Origin of the sequence: Thiothrix eikelboomii (assembly GCF_900167255.1) — a bacterium.
GTDB lineage: Bacteria > Pseudomonadota > Gammaproteobacteria > Thiotrichales > Thiotrichaceae > Thiolinea > Thiolinea eikelboomii.
In genome coordinates this window covers 60,678-77,642 of record NZ_FUYB01000009.1, presented here as the reverse complement: position 1 = coordinate 77,642, position 16,965 = coordinate 60,678, and the positions used below count along the sequence as shown (strand labels likewise).

Sequence of the window (16,965 nt, the reverse complement as noted above, 5' to 3'; positions counted from 1 at the left end):
AATCCTGTTAGCCCTTAGTGAAACTGTCGTAAGAAACGCACATCATTTTCGAATAACACCCGCAAATCATTGATCTGATAGCGCAGCATAGCTAAACGCTCTACCCCCATGCCAAAGGCAAAGCCGGTGTACTGCTCGCTATCTATCCCCACATGCTTTAAAACATTCGGGTGAACCATGCCACAGCCCATCACCTCGAGCCAGCCAGTATTTTTACATACACGGCAACCCGCCCCGTGACAATGCACACAGGTAATGTCCGTTTCTGCTGATGGCTCAGTGAAGGGGAAGAAGCTGGCACGGAAGCGCATTTTGATCCCGTCATCTTCAAAAAAGGCACGGAAAAACTCATCCAAAATACCTTTCAAATCGGCGAAAGTAATATCTTTATCTACCATCAAACCTTCAACTTGATGGAACATCGGGCTATGTGTCATATCCGAATCGCAGCGATAAACGCGCCCCGGCGCAATAATCCGAATTGGTGGCTGCTGCGCTTCCATATAACGAATTTGTACCGAAGAGGTATGCGTTCTTAATAGCAAAGGCTCTTCCGTACCAAAGTTTTCTAAATAAAACGTATCTTGCATCGCGCGAGCAGGATGATTCGCAGGTACATTCAAAGCCGTAAAATTATGAAAATCGTCTTCAATCTGTGGACCTTCCGCTAAAGCAAAGCCGAGTTGCGCGAAAATGGCTTGCATGCGCTGAATCGTCAAAGTGACTGGATGCAAACCACCTGTATCCATACGACGACCGGGCAACGTCACATCCACCGATTCGGCTTCAAGGCGCATCGTTAAGGCTTCGGCCTGCAAGCTATCACGCCGCAGATCAATCGCACTCGCTAAAGCTTGTTTAGCCAAATTAATCTCTTGCCCCACCGCTTTACGCTCTTCAGGCGGCAGTTGACCGAGCTGCTTAAGTTGCTCAGTAATCAAGCCCGTTTTACCCAAATACTGCACACGAATCTGATCAAGGCTGGCCAAATTGCTGGCACTGGAGATTTGCTCGTGAGCAGTGCCCATCAGTTCTAGCAAACTTTGCACAATACTTTCCTTTTACTTACGATTTTCAGAAAAACAAAAAGCGGGAGAGGCAAAAACCTTCCCCGCTTTTTATATGAGTAACAGCCTTGCTTGACAGCAGGATAATTAGGCAGCTAGGGCAGCTTTTGCTTTTTCGGCAAGCTGGCCAAAGGCCGCAATATCATGGACTGCAAGATCAGCCAGCACTTTACGGTCAACCGTAATATTGGCCTTCTTTAAGCCATTCATGAAACGGCTGTAAGACAAACCAGAAATCCGTGCAGCCGCATTAATCCGTACTATCCACAGAGCGCGGAATTGACGTTTTTTCTGACGGCGGTCACGGTAAGCGTATTGACCCGCTTTGATGACTGCTTGATGGGCGACACGATAAGTACGGCTACGGGCACCATAGTAACCTTTTGCCAACTTCATGATCTTTTTGTGACGGGCACTCGCCTGTACACCACGTTTAACTCTTGCCATCTATCCGATCCTCCTTAAGCATACGGCAGCAAACGATTAATCATTGGGGTATCCACCGCTGCAACACGATTTTCACCCACACGTAATTGACGTTTACGCTTAGTTGTTTTCTTAGTGAGGATATGGCGTAAATGGGATTGTTTACGTTTAAACGTACCATTAGCAGCCTTCTTGAAGCGCTTAGCAGCTCCACTGCTGCTTTTCATCTTAGGCATCTTAGTCTCCTTTAACAGAGGATTAAAAAAACACCCAGCAAGAGTGCCTAACCTTGCTTGGATGAGGAAAAACTTAAAGTATAACCTTAAGCTTCTATACTTTTTTCTTCGCTGCCATGACCATGACCATTTGACGGCCTTCGAGCTTAGGAAACTGCTCGACGACACCTAACTCAGTCAAGTCCGTTTCGACACGCTTGAGCACTTCCATACCCAATTCACGGTGAGCCATCTCCCGTCCACGGAAGCGAACAGTGACTTTAGCTTTATCACCTGCCTCTAAAAACTCAGTCAGTTTCTTCAATTTGATTTTGTAATCGCCTTCGTCGGTACCGGGGCGAAACTTAATCTCTTTGACTTGAACCTGCTTTTGTTTTTTACGTGTATCAGCCGCTTTTTTGCTTTCATCGAAACGGAACTTTCCGTAATCCATGATGCGACAAACAGGCGGTTTGCCGTGAGGGTCGATTTCTACTAAATCTAAATCAGCTTCATCCGCTAACGCTTGTGCTGCTGATTTAGACATAACACCTTTATTTACGCCATCTGCACCGATAACGCGCACTAACACTTCTGATTTAGACATTAAACTTTTTTCTTCGGTGCCATGACCATGACCATTTGGCGGCCTTCGAGCTTAGGAAACTGCTCGACGACACCTAACTCAGTCAAGTCCGTTTCGACACGCTTGAGCACTTCCATACCCAATTCACGGTGAGCCATCTCCCGTCCACGGAAGCGAACAGTGACTTTAGCTTTATCACCTTCCTCTAAAAACTCAGTCAGTTTCTTCAGTTTGATTTTGTAATCGCCTTCGTCGGTACCAGGGCGAAATTTAATCTCTTTGACTTGAACCTGCTTTTGTTTTTTACGTGCCACCGCCGCCTTTTTACTTTCATCGAAACGGAATTTACCGTAATCCATGATGCGACAAACAGGCGGTTTGCCATTCGGAACGATCTCTACTAAGTCTAAACCGGCTTCTTGAGCCATAGCTTGAGCTTCAAAGGTAGAAACGACACCTTTATTTTCACCATCTGCATCAATCAGCCGAATTTTTGGGATTCGGATGTCTTCATTAATGCGATGTTCTTTTTCCAGAGCGATAAGTTTATTCCTCCAAATCAATCGTACTGTGATTGGCAATTTCTGTTAGCAATTTTTGCTGAATCGCAGAAACAGGCATGACACCTAAATCTTTACCAGAGCGCGTGCGCACAGCAACTGATTGTGTTTCGACCTCACGATCCCCGATTACTAATAAATAGGGAATCCGTTGCATTGTATGTTCGCGGATTTTAAAGCCAATCTTCTCATTTCTCAAGTCTGCTACAGCGCGGATACCCTGATCACGGAGCTGTTTTTCCACTGTTTTCACGAAATCAGCTTGATTATCAGTGATATTCAGTACAGCCACTTGCACAGGCGCTAGCCAAACTGGGAACTTTCCTTCGTAGTGCTCAATTAAAATACCAATAAAGCGCTCGAAAGAACCAAGGATAGCACGATGTAGCATGACTGGCACTTTCCTTGAGCCATCTTCAGCTACATATTGTGCATCTAACCGCGCTGGCATCGAGAAATCGACTTGGATCGTCCCCAATTGCCAATGGCGACCTAAGCAATCTTTTAAAGTAAACTCAATCTTCGGTCCATAGAAAGCCCCTTCACCGGGTTGTTCTTCCCAAGGCAAACCTTTGGCATCTAAAGCATCCGCTAACGCCTTTTCTGCCTTATCCCACACTTCATCTGAGCCGACACGCTGCTCAGGGCGAGTGGATAATTTATAAATCACATCGCTAAAACCGAAGTCATTATAAACATCATGCAGAAAATCAATAAAGCTCACCACTTCGTTTTGAATCTGCTCTTCGGTACAAAAGATATGGGCATCATCTTGCACAAAGCCACGTACCCGCATCAGACCATGCAGTGCACCCGAAAACTCATTCCGATGACAAGAACCAAACTCCGCTAAGCGCAGTGGTAAATCACGATAGCTTTTTAAGCCTTGATTATAGACTTGAATATGGCAAGGGCAGTTCATCGGCTTCATGGCGAAAGAGCGTTCTTCCACATCGACCACAAACATATTCTCGCGGTATTTACCTGCATGCCCTGAACGCTCCCATAAGGAGAAATCCACCAATTGCGGTGTTTTGATTTCTTTATAAGCTCGAGCACGCAAATTTTTACGCATGTACTGCTCAATTGCTTGGTAAATCGTCCAGCCTTTTTCATGCCAGAATACTTGGCCGGGCGCTTCATCTTGCAAATGGAATAAATCTAATTGACGGCCAATCTTACGATGGTCACGCTTTTCAGCTTCCTCAAGGAAAGTTAAATAAGCTTGCAGGTCTTTTTTATTCGCCCACGCTGTACCATAAACGCGCTGAAGCATGGCATTTTTAGCATCACCCCGCCAATAAGCACCGGCTGCTTTCATCACTTTAACCGCTGGAATTTTCCCAGTGCTCGGCACATGCGGCCCTCGGCACAGATCAATAAAATCGCCCTGACGATATAAGGACAGCACTTCACCAGCAGGAATACTTTCAATGATTTCCGCCTTGTACAGCTCACCCATATTTTTGAAAAAACTCACCGCTGCTTCACGGGACATCGTGCTACGCTCAACCGGAATATCTTGACGAATCAAGTCCTGCATGCGTTCATCAATCGCGGCTAAGTCTTCTGGCGTAAAGGGTTGTGGGCTGGCAAAATCATAATAAAAGCCATTTTCAATCGTCGGCCCAATCGTCACTTGTACCTCAGGAAAGAGTTGCTTCACCGCTTGCGCCATTAAATGCGCTGAAGAATGGCGAATCACATCCACCCCTTCAGGATCTTTAGCTGTAATAATGGCTAAATGACTATCTTGATTGAGTACATAACTCGTATCAACGAGCTGACCATTCACTTTGCCAGCCAGCGCCGCCTTGGCGAGCCCAGCACCAATCGAGGCAGCTACTTCAGCAACAGAAACAGGATGATCGAAGGAGCGCAAACTCCCATCAGGTAGAGTAATGGCAAGCATTATTATTCTCCAGTGGTGATCCATACCAAGGATCACATAGTTTAATTAAAAGCAGGCAGGATACTCAGGTATGCGCTGAGCCGCAAGTTTTATGCCAAATTTTGTGGTACTTCGCTAGCAAACCTCAGACAAGCGCGCTTACTGCTTGAACCAACCTAAGAATCTATCACGCCAATGTTGTTTAGGTTGTTCATAAGGAAGCCATTCAGGCGTGAAATACGCCCGCTGATCTTTACTGTGTCCCGGCCGCCACGGCTTAGCCCCGTCTAGATAATAATGTGTTACTTGTGATTGCCGAGTGAGGGTTTTATTCGTCTGTTTAGAGCCACCGTGCAATAAGTTAGCCGCCCAAACCAAAGCCTGCCCCTTGTTCATAAGACCATAAGCGGGCTGCATTTGCCGATCCTGAACTAATTGCTCTAGGTAAGCTTCATATTGAGGATAATAGGCATAATTAGGTTCTAGCCCCATCGTTTCAAAATTCATTTCTGGTAACTTGTGACTACCGGGATAATACATGAGTGGTCCTTGCTCCATACCAATATCCTCGAAAGCTACCCACACCCCGCACATTAAGCCAAACGGTTCAGAATTAAAATGAATACTATCCGAATGGATCTTTTGCTCAGTCCCTTTGTAAAAATTCAAGGTTTGAAATGGCTTGGGCTTACGCCCATACAATGCTTGCAAAACAGCTAAGATCGGTGGCGCAATAGCAATTGATTTAATATCATTATCGACCCGCCAAGCATCCTGAAGACGATTAAAGTCTGCATAGGGCGCTCCTTCAAATTTTGCACCCTCATGCCCCCAATAAGGCTTAAGCCGTTCGGAAATCGCATCTAAACTACTTTCAGGTAATTGAGTATCAAAAATCAAATAACCGTCTTCATTAAATTTATTAATTTGCTCAACTGATAAACTCATAGATTTTTACTTTACCGTTTTCAAGAAATTGAAGCTTACTAAATGTAAATGCAAGTTTAAGTTAAAACTAGCCAAAAGTTCGGTGATTAAATCACTCAAGCTGGCGATTTTTGCACGGGTTGCTCGGCTAGATCACATGTCCGGCTTTAGTCTTTGAAAATTTATTGTCAGCTATGCATCTAGCCCCAAGACACCCGCTAACTTAGCAAGTACCTCGTCCATGATGCTGTCAGGTACTGTTTCAACCTTCTTGGCTCCCCTACCCTGGGGAAAATCAGGTTTTAAGGTTACTTTGCTTTTCTAAAGCTCAATACCTGACCGCCGACTCTTAAGCTATCTAGGTAGCCTGCCCAAGCTTTTAGCATTTCGCGCCGCTCCTCTAAATACTCAGCTCGGTTATAAGCTGCCCGAATCGGATTCGACATGACAGCTCCTTGCCCTTACCATCCCACCCATAACGATAGTGCCAATAATTGCCTGAGGTGGTGACGTGTAAGCGTAACTTTTCCCCATCTGCATAATCTGCGGGCTTGCTATCAGCTTTTGGTTTGGCATGCTTAACAATTGAATCTTTTAGCTTTTTAGTCATTTTGTGTAGGTCTCTTTTTTGAATCCTGAAAACCTACACACTAACCTACACAATTTGCTGGGATACGGTAGAACACCTTGGAACACCATGAAATAAAAAAGCCCTTGCAGATTGCGGCCTGCAAGGGCTTTTGAGACATCATGGAACACCATGAAACACATCAATGGTGGGTCTGGAGGGACTTGAACCCGCGACCAAGCGATTATGAGTCGCCTGCTCTGACCAACTGAGCTACAGACCCGAAACAATCACTCGATTCACTTACTCAACTCATTTTAAGATAAAGGCAGTGAATCAGTGCCATCAAGGAAGCTGCGTAGCATATCCGAACGGCTCGGATGACGCAATTTTCTTAAGGCTTTCGCTTCGATCTGACGAATCCGCTCACGGGTTACATCGAACTGCTTACCCACTTCTTCCAAAGTATGGTCAGTATTCATGTCAATCCCAAAGCGCATCCGTAGGACTTTCGCTTCACGAGCAGTCAGGCTACTTAAGACTTCACGAGTCACTTCGCATAAGCTACGGGTTGTCGCAGAGTCCAAGGGTGACATAATATTGCCATCCTCAATGAAGTCACCTAAATGTGAGTCTTCATCGTCACCAATCGGCGTTTCCATTGAAATCGGCTCTTTCGCAATTTTCAATACCTTACGGATTTTATCCTCCGGCATATCCATCGCAACGGCCAATTCTTCGGGGGTCGCTTCGCGCCCCATTTCTTGCAATAATTTGCGCGAAATACGATTGAGTTTATTAATCGTCTCAATCATATGTACGGGGATACGAATCGTGCGCGCTTGGTCAGCAATTGAACGGGTAATCGCTTGACGAATCCACCAAGTGGCATAAGTTGAGAACTTATAGCCACGGCGATATTCGAATTTATCAACCGCTTTCATCAAACCAATATTACCTTCTTGAATCAAATCCAAGAATTGCAAACCTCGATTGGTATATTTTTTCGCAATCGAAATGACCAAACGTAAATTGGCTTCTACCATTTCTTTCTTAGCACGCCGTGCTTTCGCCTCACCCACCGACATACTGCGGTTGATGTCTTTGATCTGCGAAATGGTCAAGCTGCATTCACGCTCAATTTCTTGCAATTGCTGCTGAACAGCCAATACATTTTTCTTCACCGCCTGTAATTGTGCTGCCGCCCCTTGATCCGCTACATAACGATCCAACCAAGTTAAATCGGTTTCATTTTGGGGGAAGCTATCCACAAAGACCTGACGTGACATGCCGCCTTTTTGCACACAAAGTTTCATAATTTGCCGCTCATGTGCACGGATACGATTAACGATTCCATTCAGTTGGTTCGTTAAGGTATCAATCACCGGCTGAGCTAAGCGGAATTCCATGAATTTTGCAGCTAAGGCATCACGTGCGACGGTATAGGCTGGGCCACCCTTCTCACGTAAAGCGGCGGCTTCATCATATAAAGCACTTAATTCAGCGAATTTTTGGGCAGCCTCTTCTGGATCAGGCCCTAAATCGACGGGGTTTTCCTCGACTTCTTCCTCGTCTTCCTCACCCACGACTACTTCAGGAACCTCATCCTCACCCGCTGCTAAAGCTTCTTCTTCTTCAGTACGGGCTTGGAATTGCTGCAAAGGGCTTTCATCCACTGCATTTGGATCAACGAAACCGTTAACAATATCGGTTAAACGAGTTTCTTCTGATTCGATCTGTTTAGACAGATCTAATAACACTTCGGTAGAAGCGGGGTATTGTGCTAAAGCACGTAAAATTTCATTTAAGCCTTCTTCAATACGGATGGCGATTTGAATTTCGCCTTCTCGCGTTAATAGCTCGACCGTACCCATTTCACGCATATACATCCGCACTGGGTCGGTGGTACGCCCGAAATCACTATCAACGCTCGCTAAGGCAGCAGCGGCTTCTTCTGCGGCTTCATCATCGGCCTGTACGGCCTCATCGTTCAATAATAGAGCATCGGCATCGGGTGCATTTTCATACACCGTAATGCCCATGTCATTAATCATAGCAACGATGTCTTCAATCTGTTCCGGTTCTACGATAGTATCTGGTAAATGGTCATTCACCTCGGCGTAGGTCAGATAGCCCTGTTCCTTACCACGCGCGATTAACTCTCTAAGACTGGATTGTTGCTGCTCTTCTTGACTCATGCCCGAATAGACCTCGACAAAATGGACGCGGGATTATATCACAAATCCTGAAAATACCAGCCCCGTTTGTAAAAAACCTACCCTCAAGTCCCCTAGCTTATGACTAAACTTGCCCAAAGATAGCATTTTCACGCCTAGCTGTTATTTCAGTGAGAGTGCCGATGGCACTACCCTTCACTGCTCTATATGGGGTAGCTGCCTAGTTGTTTCAACTCTAACCTGTCAAGTAATTGACAAACTTGAAGATGACAGGTTCAAGCCTTCACGATAAACGTGCAGAGAATACAGATAATGCCTACTCACTAAGTGTAGAAAGATTTTCTGAGCTTAGCCTGAATAACTGACATTAATGGGGAATTTATAATGATTTAGCACTTCGCTCATTCAACAGCGAAAACAAATCATGCTTTTCTGACTCGGTTAAACCTTGAGTCTGCTCTTTAGCTAATAAACGCTCAATCGCTTTAGCCGTAGCTTGTGCTTTCATTCGTTGTAGGCAGTCTTGAAATTCGCGCTTCAGTAGGGCTTCATCTGTCGATTGCGGCTGCCATAACATGAGTTTTAATAAAGTTTTTTCATGTACGGTGTCTCGAAAACGCTCGAGTATTGCAGCGGCTGATAAGCCATGACTGTTCTCAATCGCAGCGACTAATTGCACAAGCAGCTCTACACCCGGTAGCTCCCATTCTAGAAGTTTCTCTGGATTCTCAATTTCTGTCACTAATTCAGGGGAATGCACCAATAAAGTGATGGCATAACGTACTGGGGTTTTGCGAACTTCGAAATCTTTAGCCGTTTTAGCACGAACACCCTCCGGTTTAGCTTCAAGATACTTTGCTTTGAATTTAGTAAATTTCGTGGGCTGCATTGAAACCGACTCAGGATTAACCGACAGGTCAGCGGTTCCTAATGCTAAACCACTCAAGCGCTGTATCTCCTGGCGCAAGGGCTGTTTGATCAAAATATCAGGCATTAACTCCAGTAAGCGCTTAGCTTCATTCGCAAAACGGGCGCTATCTTCGCTCACATGCAAGGTTGCCTCTGCGGTAAAACCCAAGTTTGCTTTTAAACCTAGGATAAAAAACTTCGACAACGGTAAAGCCTTAGTGACGGCCTCCTCAAAGGCTAAACGCCCTATTTTACGTATCTGCGTATCTGGGTCTTCCCCACTGGGCAAAAATAAAAACCGCACCTCACGCCCATCACGCAATTCAGGCAAGGCGGTTTCTAGCGCACGCCATGCGGCTTCCTTACCAGCACGATCCCCATCAAAGCAGAACACCACTTCCGGTACTTGGCGGAACAGCAAATTGATATGTTGCTCAGTAGTTGCCGTGCCTAAGGTAGCAACCACATAAGGCAAACCAAATTGTGCGAGGGCAATCACATCCATATAACCTTCGACCACCAACAAACGCTCTAGGCTGCGGGTATATTGACGGGCTTCAAACAGACCATATAGCTCTGCACCTTTATGGAAGACTTCTGTTTCTGGTGAGTTAAGATATTTCGGTGTACCTGTGCCTAAGACACGCCCTCCAAAACCAATCACCTGCCCTTTACGATTGCGAATCGGAAACATTAAACGCCCCCGAAACCGATCATAAATTTTGCCCGTTTCATTTTTTAGCTGTAAACCACTCGCTAGCAGTTGGCCTTGCCCATACTGTGCCGCAAACTGCCGACTGGTGGTATGCCAGTCATCTGGTGCAAAGCCTAAACCATATTGCTGCACCACTTCTGCACTTAAACCGCGCTGCTGTAAATAAGCTTGTGCGTCCGGTGCTTGACTCAAACAATGAGCATAGTGCTTAGCGGCCTCACCCAATAAACTATACAAATCCGTCAGTTTAGCCTTCTTAGCCACAGGCATGGATTTTGCATCATTTTCACGCGGGACTTCGAGGCCTAAAGCACGCGCTAAAGCCTCAATCGCCTCGGTATAATCAAGATGCTCGTATTCCATCAGGAAGCTAATGGCCGAGCCATGTACGCCGCACCCAAAACAATGATAGAACTGCTTAGTCGGGCTGACTGTAAAGGAAGGCGTTTTCTCCCCATGAAACGGGCAGCAAGCCATATACTCGCGTCCCGCTTTTTTCAGCGGAATACGGGCTTGAATCACATCAACAATGTTGATACGAGTGAGCAGTTGATCAATAAAGTCTTTGGGAATGCGTCCGGTCATGGATCAGCCGTAAAAGGTTTTGCGTGAGTACGTTAATAAGATTAAAATGGAGTAACTGCCTGTATTATCAAGCGACGTCCGCCTGCATCTTGATCCTGATTATATCAGGATACTGGCATATACCCTGTGAATTATCCATAATAGTACCCCTTTTGTTGCCCGAAGGTTCCGATGAAATACACTGAACTCCCCCCGGCGCAGGGCTTGTATGACCCTGCCAACGAACATGATGCCTGTGGCATGGGCTTTGTTGCTCATTTAAAAGGCGTTAAATCTGCCAAGATCGTTCAGCAAGCGCTAAAAGTATTAACGCATATGGAGCATCGTGGGGCTTGTGGTTGCGAAGAAAATACCGGCGATGGTGCGGGTATTATGCTGCAAATTCCACATAAGTTCATGGTGAAGGAATGCGCTAAGTTAGGTATTAACCTACCTGCGGTCGGTGATTATGCGGTGGGCTTTGTCTATTTGCCGCAAGATGAAGCCGCGCGGGCGGATGCCATTGCTACCACCAACCGCATGATTCAAGCAGAAGGCCAAACTTTATTGGGTTGGCGTGATATTCCGGTCAATCCAGCACCGATTGGCAAATCCGCGATTCGCAGTATGCCTGCCATGAAAATGGTCTTTATCGCCCGCTCGGCGGAGGTAGAGCCGGGGATCGACTTCGAGCGCAAACTGTATGTGATTCGTAAGCGGACTAGTGGTGATTTACTCTATCGCCAAGAGCCGGGCTATATTTATTTTGCCAGCCTTTCAGCGCGTACCATTATCTATAAAGGCATGCTCACCACCGAGCAGGTCGCACAATACTATCCAGACTTAACTGATCCTGACATGGAATCAGCCATTGCTCTGGTGCATTCGCGCTTTTCAACGAATACCTTCCCAAGTTGGGAACGAGCGCATCCGAACCGCTATATGATTCATAATGGTGAGATCAACACCATGCGCGGTAATCAGAATTGGATGAATGCGCGTGAGGCGATGATTAAGACGGAAGTCTTCAAAACCGATCTGAAAAATCTGACCCCGATAGTACGTCCCGATGGCAGCGACTCCGCACGCATGGATAATACTCTAGAATTTTTGTATCTAGCGGGTTATTCCCTGCCCCATGCGATGATGATGATGGTACCTGAGCCTTGGGCCAATCATGAAAGCATGAGCCCTGAAAAGCGCGCTTTCTATGAATATCATAGCTGTTTAATGGAACCCTGGGATGGCCCTGCAGCGTTGGGCTTTACGGACGGTACCTTAGTCGGTGCCACCTTAGACCGGAATGGTTTGCGGCCCTCACGTTATTATCTGACCGATGATGATTTAATCATTCTCGCTTCCGAAGTAGGGGTCTTGGATGATCTCCCAATTGAACGGGTTATTTCCAAGCAACGTTTACAACCAGGGCGGATGTTATTAGTCGATACCGCTGCCGGACGCATTGTTTCTGACGAAGAAATCAAAGCAGACATGGCGGCGGCCAAACCCTATCAAGCTTGGCTAGATAAGCATCTAACCAAACTAGAAGACTTGCCAACCGCCCCAGAGTCACCTTTGCCTGACCATGATACCTTGATTCAGCGCCAGAAAGCTTTTGGTTATACCTATGAAGATGTACGCAAAGTCATTGTACCGATGGCCTTGGATGGTATCGACCCCTTAGGTGCGATGGGCTGTGATTCCCCCTTAGCAGTCTTATCGGATAAGCCACAACCACTGTTTAACTATTTTAAGCAGTTATTTGCCCAAGTCACTAATCCGCCTTTAGATGCGATTCGTGAAGAAATTGTTACCTCTTCTCTAACCACTTTAGGTTCAGAAGGCGACATCACGCATCCGACTGAAGAAAGCTGCCACCATATTTTGCTGCAATCGCCTGTTTTACATAACGACGAATTCGCTAAACTGAAATATGTGCAGAAATCAGGCTTTAAATCGGTGACGCTACCGATTTTATTTAAAGCCGATCATACGCCCGGTACTTTAGAAAAAGCCTTGGATGAGCTATTTGGAGCTGCGGATAATGCCATTGATAACGGCGTGAATTTATTGATCCTGTCAGATCGGGGTGTGGATAAAGAGTTTGCGCCCATTCCGTCTTTATTGGCGGTGGCTGGCTTGCATCATCATTTAATTCGTGATGGCAAACGGACGCGGGTGAGCTTGATTCTAGAATCCGGTGAACCCCGTGAAGTGCATCATTTTGCCGCCCTGTTAGGTTATGGCGCACAAGCGATTAACCCTTATACAGCGTTTGAATCCATTGATGACCTGATTCGTGAAGGTATCATGAAAGATACCACGCATGATAAGGCCGTGGCTAAATACATAAAAGCGGCGACTAAAGGCGTGATTAAAGTCATGTCGAAGATTGGTATTTCTACCGTTCAATCTTATCGGGGTGCACAAATTTTCGAAGCACTTGGTATTGATAGAAGTGTAGTGGATCGCTATTTCACCGCGACCGCTTCCCGTATCGGTGGGATTGATCTCGACACGATTGCCAAAGAAACCTTAATGCGTCACAAGCATGCTTATGGTCATCACGACAGTAGCTTACGCACCTTGAATTCAGGGGGTGTCTTCCAATGGCGCAGTGGTGAAGATGAGCATCAGTACAATCCGCAAACCATTTATATGGCGCAAAAAGCGGTGCGTACCAATGACTACAAACTGTTCAAGCAATATACCGAACTCCTGAATAATGATCCCGAAGTACGCTTTAATTTGCGTAATTTATTGGATTTCCATTATGCGGATCAGCCCCTGCCTTTAAGTGAGGTAGAGCCTGCTTCAGAAATTTTGAAGCGCTTCAAAACGGGTGCAATGTCGCTAGGCTCAATCAGCCCAGAAGCGCATGAAGCCTTAGCGATTGCAATGAATCGGATTGGCGGTAAATCCAATTCAGGCGAAGGTGGCGAAGACCCTGCACGTTATATTCCAGAGCCGAATGGTGATTCACGTTGTAGTGCGATTAAGCAAGCCGCTTCGGGCCGGTTTGGGGTCAATAGTCATTATTTGACCAATGCCCAAGAGTTGCAAATTAAGCTAGCACAAGGCGCAAAACCGGGTGAAGGTGGTCAGTTACCGGGTAAAAAGGTTTATCCTTATATCGCTAAAAATCGGGGAACAACACCCGGTGTAGGCTTAATTTCTCCGCCCCCACATCATGATATTTATTCAATCGAAGATCTAGCTCAGCTGATTCATGACCTGAAAAATGCTAATCGTGCGGCTCGGATTAATGTCAAGCTGGTGTCAGGCTCAGGTGTAGGGACGATTGCAGCCGGGGTCGTTAAAGGTAAAGCCGATGTGGTGTTAGTCTCTGGCTATGACGGAGGAACGGGTGCTTCGCCCAAAACGAGTTTGCAACATGCGGGCTTGCCTTGGGAGTTAGGGTTAGCCGAAACTCATCAAACCCTACTGTTGAATAATTTACGTAGCCGTGTGCGCGTCGAAACCGATGGCAAATTAATGACCGGACGGGATGTGATCGTTGCCGCGCTGTTAGGGGCTGAAGAATATGGTTTCGCTACTTTGCCTTTAGTCGCTTTAGGCTGCGTGATGATGCGAGTCTGCCATTTGGATACTTGCCCCGTGGGTATTGCCACTCAAAACCCTGAACTACGCAAAAAATACAGCGGTGATCCACAATATGTGATTAATCTGCTGAATTTTATTGCCGAAGATATGCGCGAATATATGGCGAAACTCGGCTTCCGTAGCATTGATGAAATGGTTGGTCGGGTGGATCGTTTATATGCCAAGACGCTGGATCACTGGAAAGCGGGCAAAGTGGATTTAAGCGCCCTACTCTATCAACCTGAGTTAGAAGAGTGTGATGGGGTTCGTTGTAATCGTGCTCAAGATCATGGTATCGCTCAATCTATGGATATGCGCCTCTTGTTAGCGACTTGCCAACCTGCCATTGATCAGGGTACGCCCGTGAAAGCTGAATTCCACGTCAGAAATATTGATCGTGTAGTTGGCACCATTACCGGGAATGAAATCACCAAACGCTATGGTGCGGCTGGCTTGCCGGATGACACGATTCAACTGAAGTTCAATGGTTCAGCTGGGCAAAGTTTTGGGGCTTTCATACCACGTGGCATGACCCTAGAACTAGAAGGTGATTCTAACGACTACATTGGCAAAGGCTTATCCGGCGGGAAAATCATTGTTTACCCACCAAAAGAAGCGCGCTATGTGGCGGAAGAAAATATCCTAATCGGTAATGTTGCCTTCTTTGGCGCAACTGGTGGTGAGGCTTATATTCGCGGGATTGCAGGTGAGCGCTTCTGCGTGCGTAACTCTGGCGTCAAGGTCATTGTTGAAGGGACTGGCGATCATGGCTGTGAATATATGACGGGAGGTCAGGTCATTGTGCTCGGTGATGTTGGTCGAAACTTTGCAGCCGGTATGTCAGGGGGTATAGCTTATGTATACGATCCGAAGGGCATCCTAGCCATTAGCGGTAATCGGGAAATGGTAAGCTACGAGCCATTAACGGAAGCCGAAGACCTTGCTCAAGTGAAAGGCATGATTGAACAGCATATTCTGTACACCGATAGCCCCCGTGCTAAGGCAATTTTGTCGAATTGGGAGCAAAGTGTTCAGTACTTTGTGCGCGTGATGCCTCATGATTATCAGCGTGTCTTAGAGACGGTGAAAAAATTTGAAGCGCAAGGTATGACGGGCGAGGAAGCTTTAATGGCGGCCTTTAAAGCAAACAATCAAGATGTTACTCGTGCCAGCGGCAACTAAGCAGGGAGATTGCAAAAAGAATGGGTAAACCAACTGGATTTATCGAATACGAGCGTGAACTGCCAGCTGATCGTTCGCCTTTGGAACGGATTAAAGATTGGGGTGAATTTCATCTCCATTTCCATAGCGAAGCTGAAAGTCAACGTCAAGGGGCGCGCTGCATGGAATGCGGCATCCCCTTTTGCCAAACTGGAAAAATATTACCGGGGGGAGCGAGTGGCTGCCCTGTAAATAATCTGATTCCTGAATGGAATGACATGATTTATCGCGGCTTATGGCGTGAAGCCTATGAGCGGCTACGCATGACCAATAATTTCCCAGAGTTCACAGGTCGGGTCTGCCCTGCGCCTTGTGAAGGTGCCTGCACTTTAGGCCTCAATGAAAACCCTGTTACGATCAAACTCAATGAAGTCAGTATCATTGATAAAGCCTTTGCTGAAGGCTGGGTACAAGTCGAGCCACCCACTGAGCGGACAGGTAAAAAAGTGGCCGTGGTCGGCTCTGGCCCTGCCGGCCTAGCCTGTGCAGATCAACTCAATAAAGTCGGACATGAAGTGACCGTTTATGAGCGTGCCGATCGGATTGGCGGTTTACTCATGTACGGCATTCCCAATATGAAGTTGGACAAAACAGAAGTCGTTCAGCGGCGTGTTGATTTGATGGCGGCTGAAGGCATTCAATTTGTCACGGGCGTGCAGATTGGCAAAGATATTTCTGCCGCTGAGTTACGCAAGAACTTTGATGCGGTGGTACTCTGCGCAGGGGCAACTCAAGCACGGGATTTACCGGTACCTGGGCGTGAGTTAAAAGGCGTCCATTTTGCTATGGAATTTCTAACCGCGAACACCAAAAGCTTATTAGATTCCAAGCATGCGGATGGTAATTATATTTCCGCTAAAGATAAGCATGTCATCGTCATCGGTGGCGGCGATACGGGTACTGACTGTGTAGGCACCTCCTTGCGCCACGGCTGCAAATCGGTGACTCAGCTAGAGATTATGCCGCGTGCGCCTGATCAACGTGCACCTAGCAATCCTTGGCCCGAGTGGCCATTAATTTTCAGAGTCGATTATGGTCAAGAAGAGGCCGCTGCTTTATTCGGTGCAGACCCACGTCATTATCTAGTCTCGACTAAAAAATTCGTAGGCGATGCTGAGGGTAAAGTTCAGGAAATTCACACTATCGGCGTGCAATGGGAAAAAACTGCTGATGGCCGGATGAATTTAGTAGAAATACCCGGTAGTGAGCGAGTTTTACCCGCACAACTAATCCTGCTAGCAATGGGCTTTACAGGTCCTGAAAAAGCTTTGATTGAGAGTAGCCAAGTTGCTACTGACCCACGGGGTAATGTGCAAGCGGCTTATGGTCAGTATGCGACTAGTGTTCCTGGCATTTTTGCAGCGGGTGACATGCGCCGTGGGCAAAGTTTAGTCGTTTGGGCAATCAATGAAGGTCGTCAAGCAGCACGTGAATGTGATCGTTTCTTAATGGGTGAAACCACGCTGCCTTAGTTTAAAACCCTCACCCCTAAACTAAATATGTTTAGGGGTGTTTAGGGTGCTAGCCAGTTTAAGT

12 protein-coding genes and 1 tRNA gene are annotated in these 16,965 nt (G+C 46.5%); 2 read left to right on the top strand and 11 right to left on the bottom strand.

Annotation, left to right across the window (positions count from 1 at the left end):
* Positions 1–14 precede the first annotated feature (14 nt).
* The 11 genes from pheS to dnaG form a co-directional block, all read right to left on the bottom strand.
* Positions 15–1,049, bottom strand: coding sequence for a phenylalanine--tRNA ligase subunit alpha (gene pheS, locus B5D50_RS10700; RefSeq protein ID WP_078922608.1), 1,035 nt, complete (start codon positions 1,047–1,049; stop codon positions 15–17).
* Between the two features lie 105 nt (positions 1,050–1,154).
* A complete protein-coding gene (gene rplT, locus B5D50_RS10695; protein WP_078922607.1) occupies positions 1,155–1,514 on the bottom strand; it encodes a 50S ribosomal protein L20 in 360 nt (119 codons plus the stop codon).
* 14 nt (positions 1,515–1,528) lie between these two features.
* Entirely contained in the window at positions 1,529–1,729 is a 201-nt protein-coding gene (gene rpmI, locus B5D50_RS10690) for a 50S ribosomal protein L35 (protein ID WP_078922606.1), read from the bottom strand.
* Between the two features lie 94 nt (positions 1,730–1,823).
* Entirely contained in the window at positions 1,824–2,315 is a 492-nt protein-coding gene (infC, locus tag B5D50_RS10685; RefSeq protein ID WP_078922605.1) for a translation initiation factor IF-3, read from the bottom strand.
* Positions 2,315–2,854 carry a translation initiation factor IF-3 gene (gene infC, locus B5D50_RS10680; RefSeq protein ID WP_234975856.1) on the bottom strand — a complete coding sequence of 180 codons (540 nt, stop codon included), beginning with the start codon at positions 2,852–2,854 and terminating at the stop codon, positions 2,315–2,317. Before infC (B5D50_RS10680) ends, infC (B5D50_RS10685) begins: the two co-directional genes overlap by 1 nt.
* Positions 2,841–4,766: a threonine--tRNA ligase gene (gene thrS, locus B5D50_RS10675; protein WP_078922603.1), complete on the bottom strand. Its 1,926-nt coding sequence runs from the start codon at positions 4,764–4,766 to the stop codon at positions 2,841–2,843. Before thrS ends, infC (B5D50_RS10680) begins: the two co-directional genes overlap by 14 nt.
* A 138-nt stretch (positions 4,767–4,904) precedes the next feature.
* The gene (locus tag B5D50_RS10670) at positions 4,905–5,693 is read right to left on the bottom strand and encodes a phytanoyl-CoA dioxygenase family protein (RefSeq protein ID WP_078922602.1); all 789 of its coding nucleotides are present in this window, start codon (positions 5,691–5,693) and stop codon (positions 4,905–4,907) included.
* Between the two features lie 287 nt (positions 5,694–5,980).
* Positions 5,981–6,118 carry a hypothetical protein gene (locus B5D50_RS20330; RefSeq protein ID WP_159448616.1) on the bottom strand — a complete coding sequence of 46 codons (138 nt, stop codon included), beginning with the start codon at positions 6,116–6,118 and terminating at the stop codon, positions 5,981–5,983.
* A gap of 328 nt (positions 6,119–6,446) precedes the next feature.
* A tRNA-Ile gene (locus B5D50_RS10665) sits at positions 6,447–6,523 on the bottom strand.
* Between the two features lie 34 nt (positions 6,524–6,557).
* A complete protein-coding gene (gene rpoD, locus B5D50_RS10660) occupies positions 6,558–8,438 on the bottom strand; it encodes an RNA polymerase sigma factor RpoD (protein WP_078922601.1) in 1,881 nt (626 codons plus the stop codon).
* Positions 8,439–8,796: 358 nt separating this feature from the next.
* Complete coding sequence (gene dnaG, locus B5D50_RS10655) at positions 8,797–10,626, bottom strand: DNA primase (RefSeq protein ID WP_078922600.1); 1,830 nt, start codon at positions 10,624–10,626, stop codon at positions 8,797–8,799.
* Positions 10,627–10,797: 171 nt separating this feature from the next.
* Between dnaG and gltB the strand changes: the two genes are divergently transcribed.
* Positions 10,798–15,390: a glutamate synthase large subunit gene (gene gltB, locus B5D50_RS10650; RefSeq protein WP_078922599.1), complete on the top strand. Its 4,593-nt coding sequence runs from the start codon at positions 10,798–10,800 to the stop codon at positions 15,388–15,390.
* Positions 15,391–15,410: 20 nt separating this feature from the next.
* The gene (locus tag B5D50_RS10645) at positions 15,411–16,901 is read left to right on the top strand and encodes a glutamate synthase subunit beta (protein ID WP_078922598.1); all 1,491 of its coding nucleotides are present in this window, start codon (positions 15,411–15,413) and stop codon (positions 16,899–16,901) included.
* Positions 16,902–16,965: the final 64 nt, after the last annotated feature.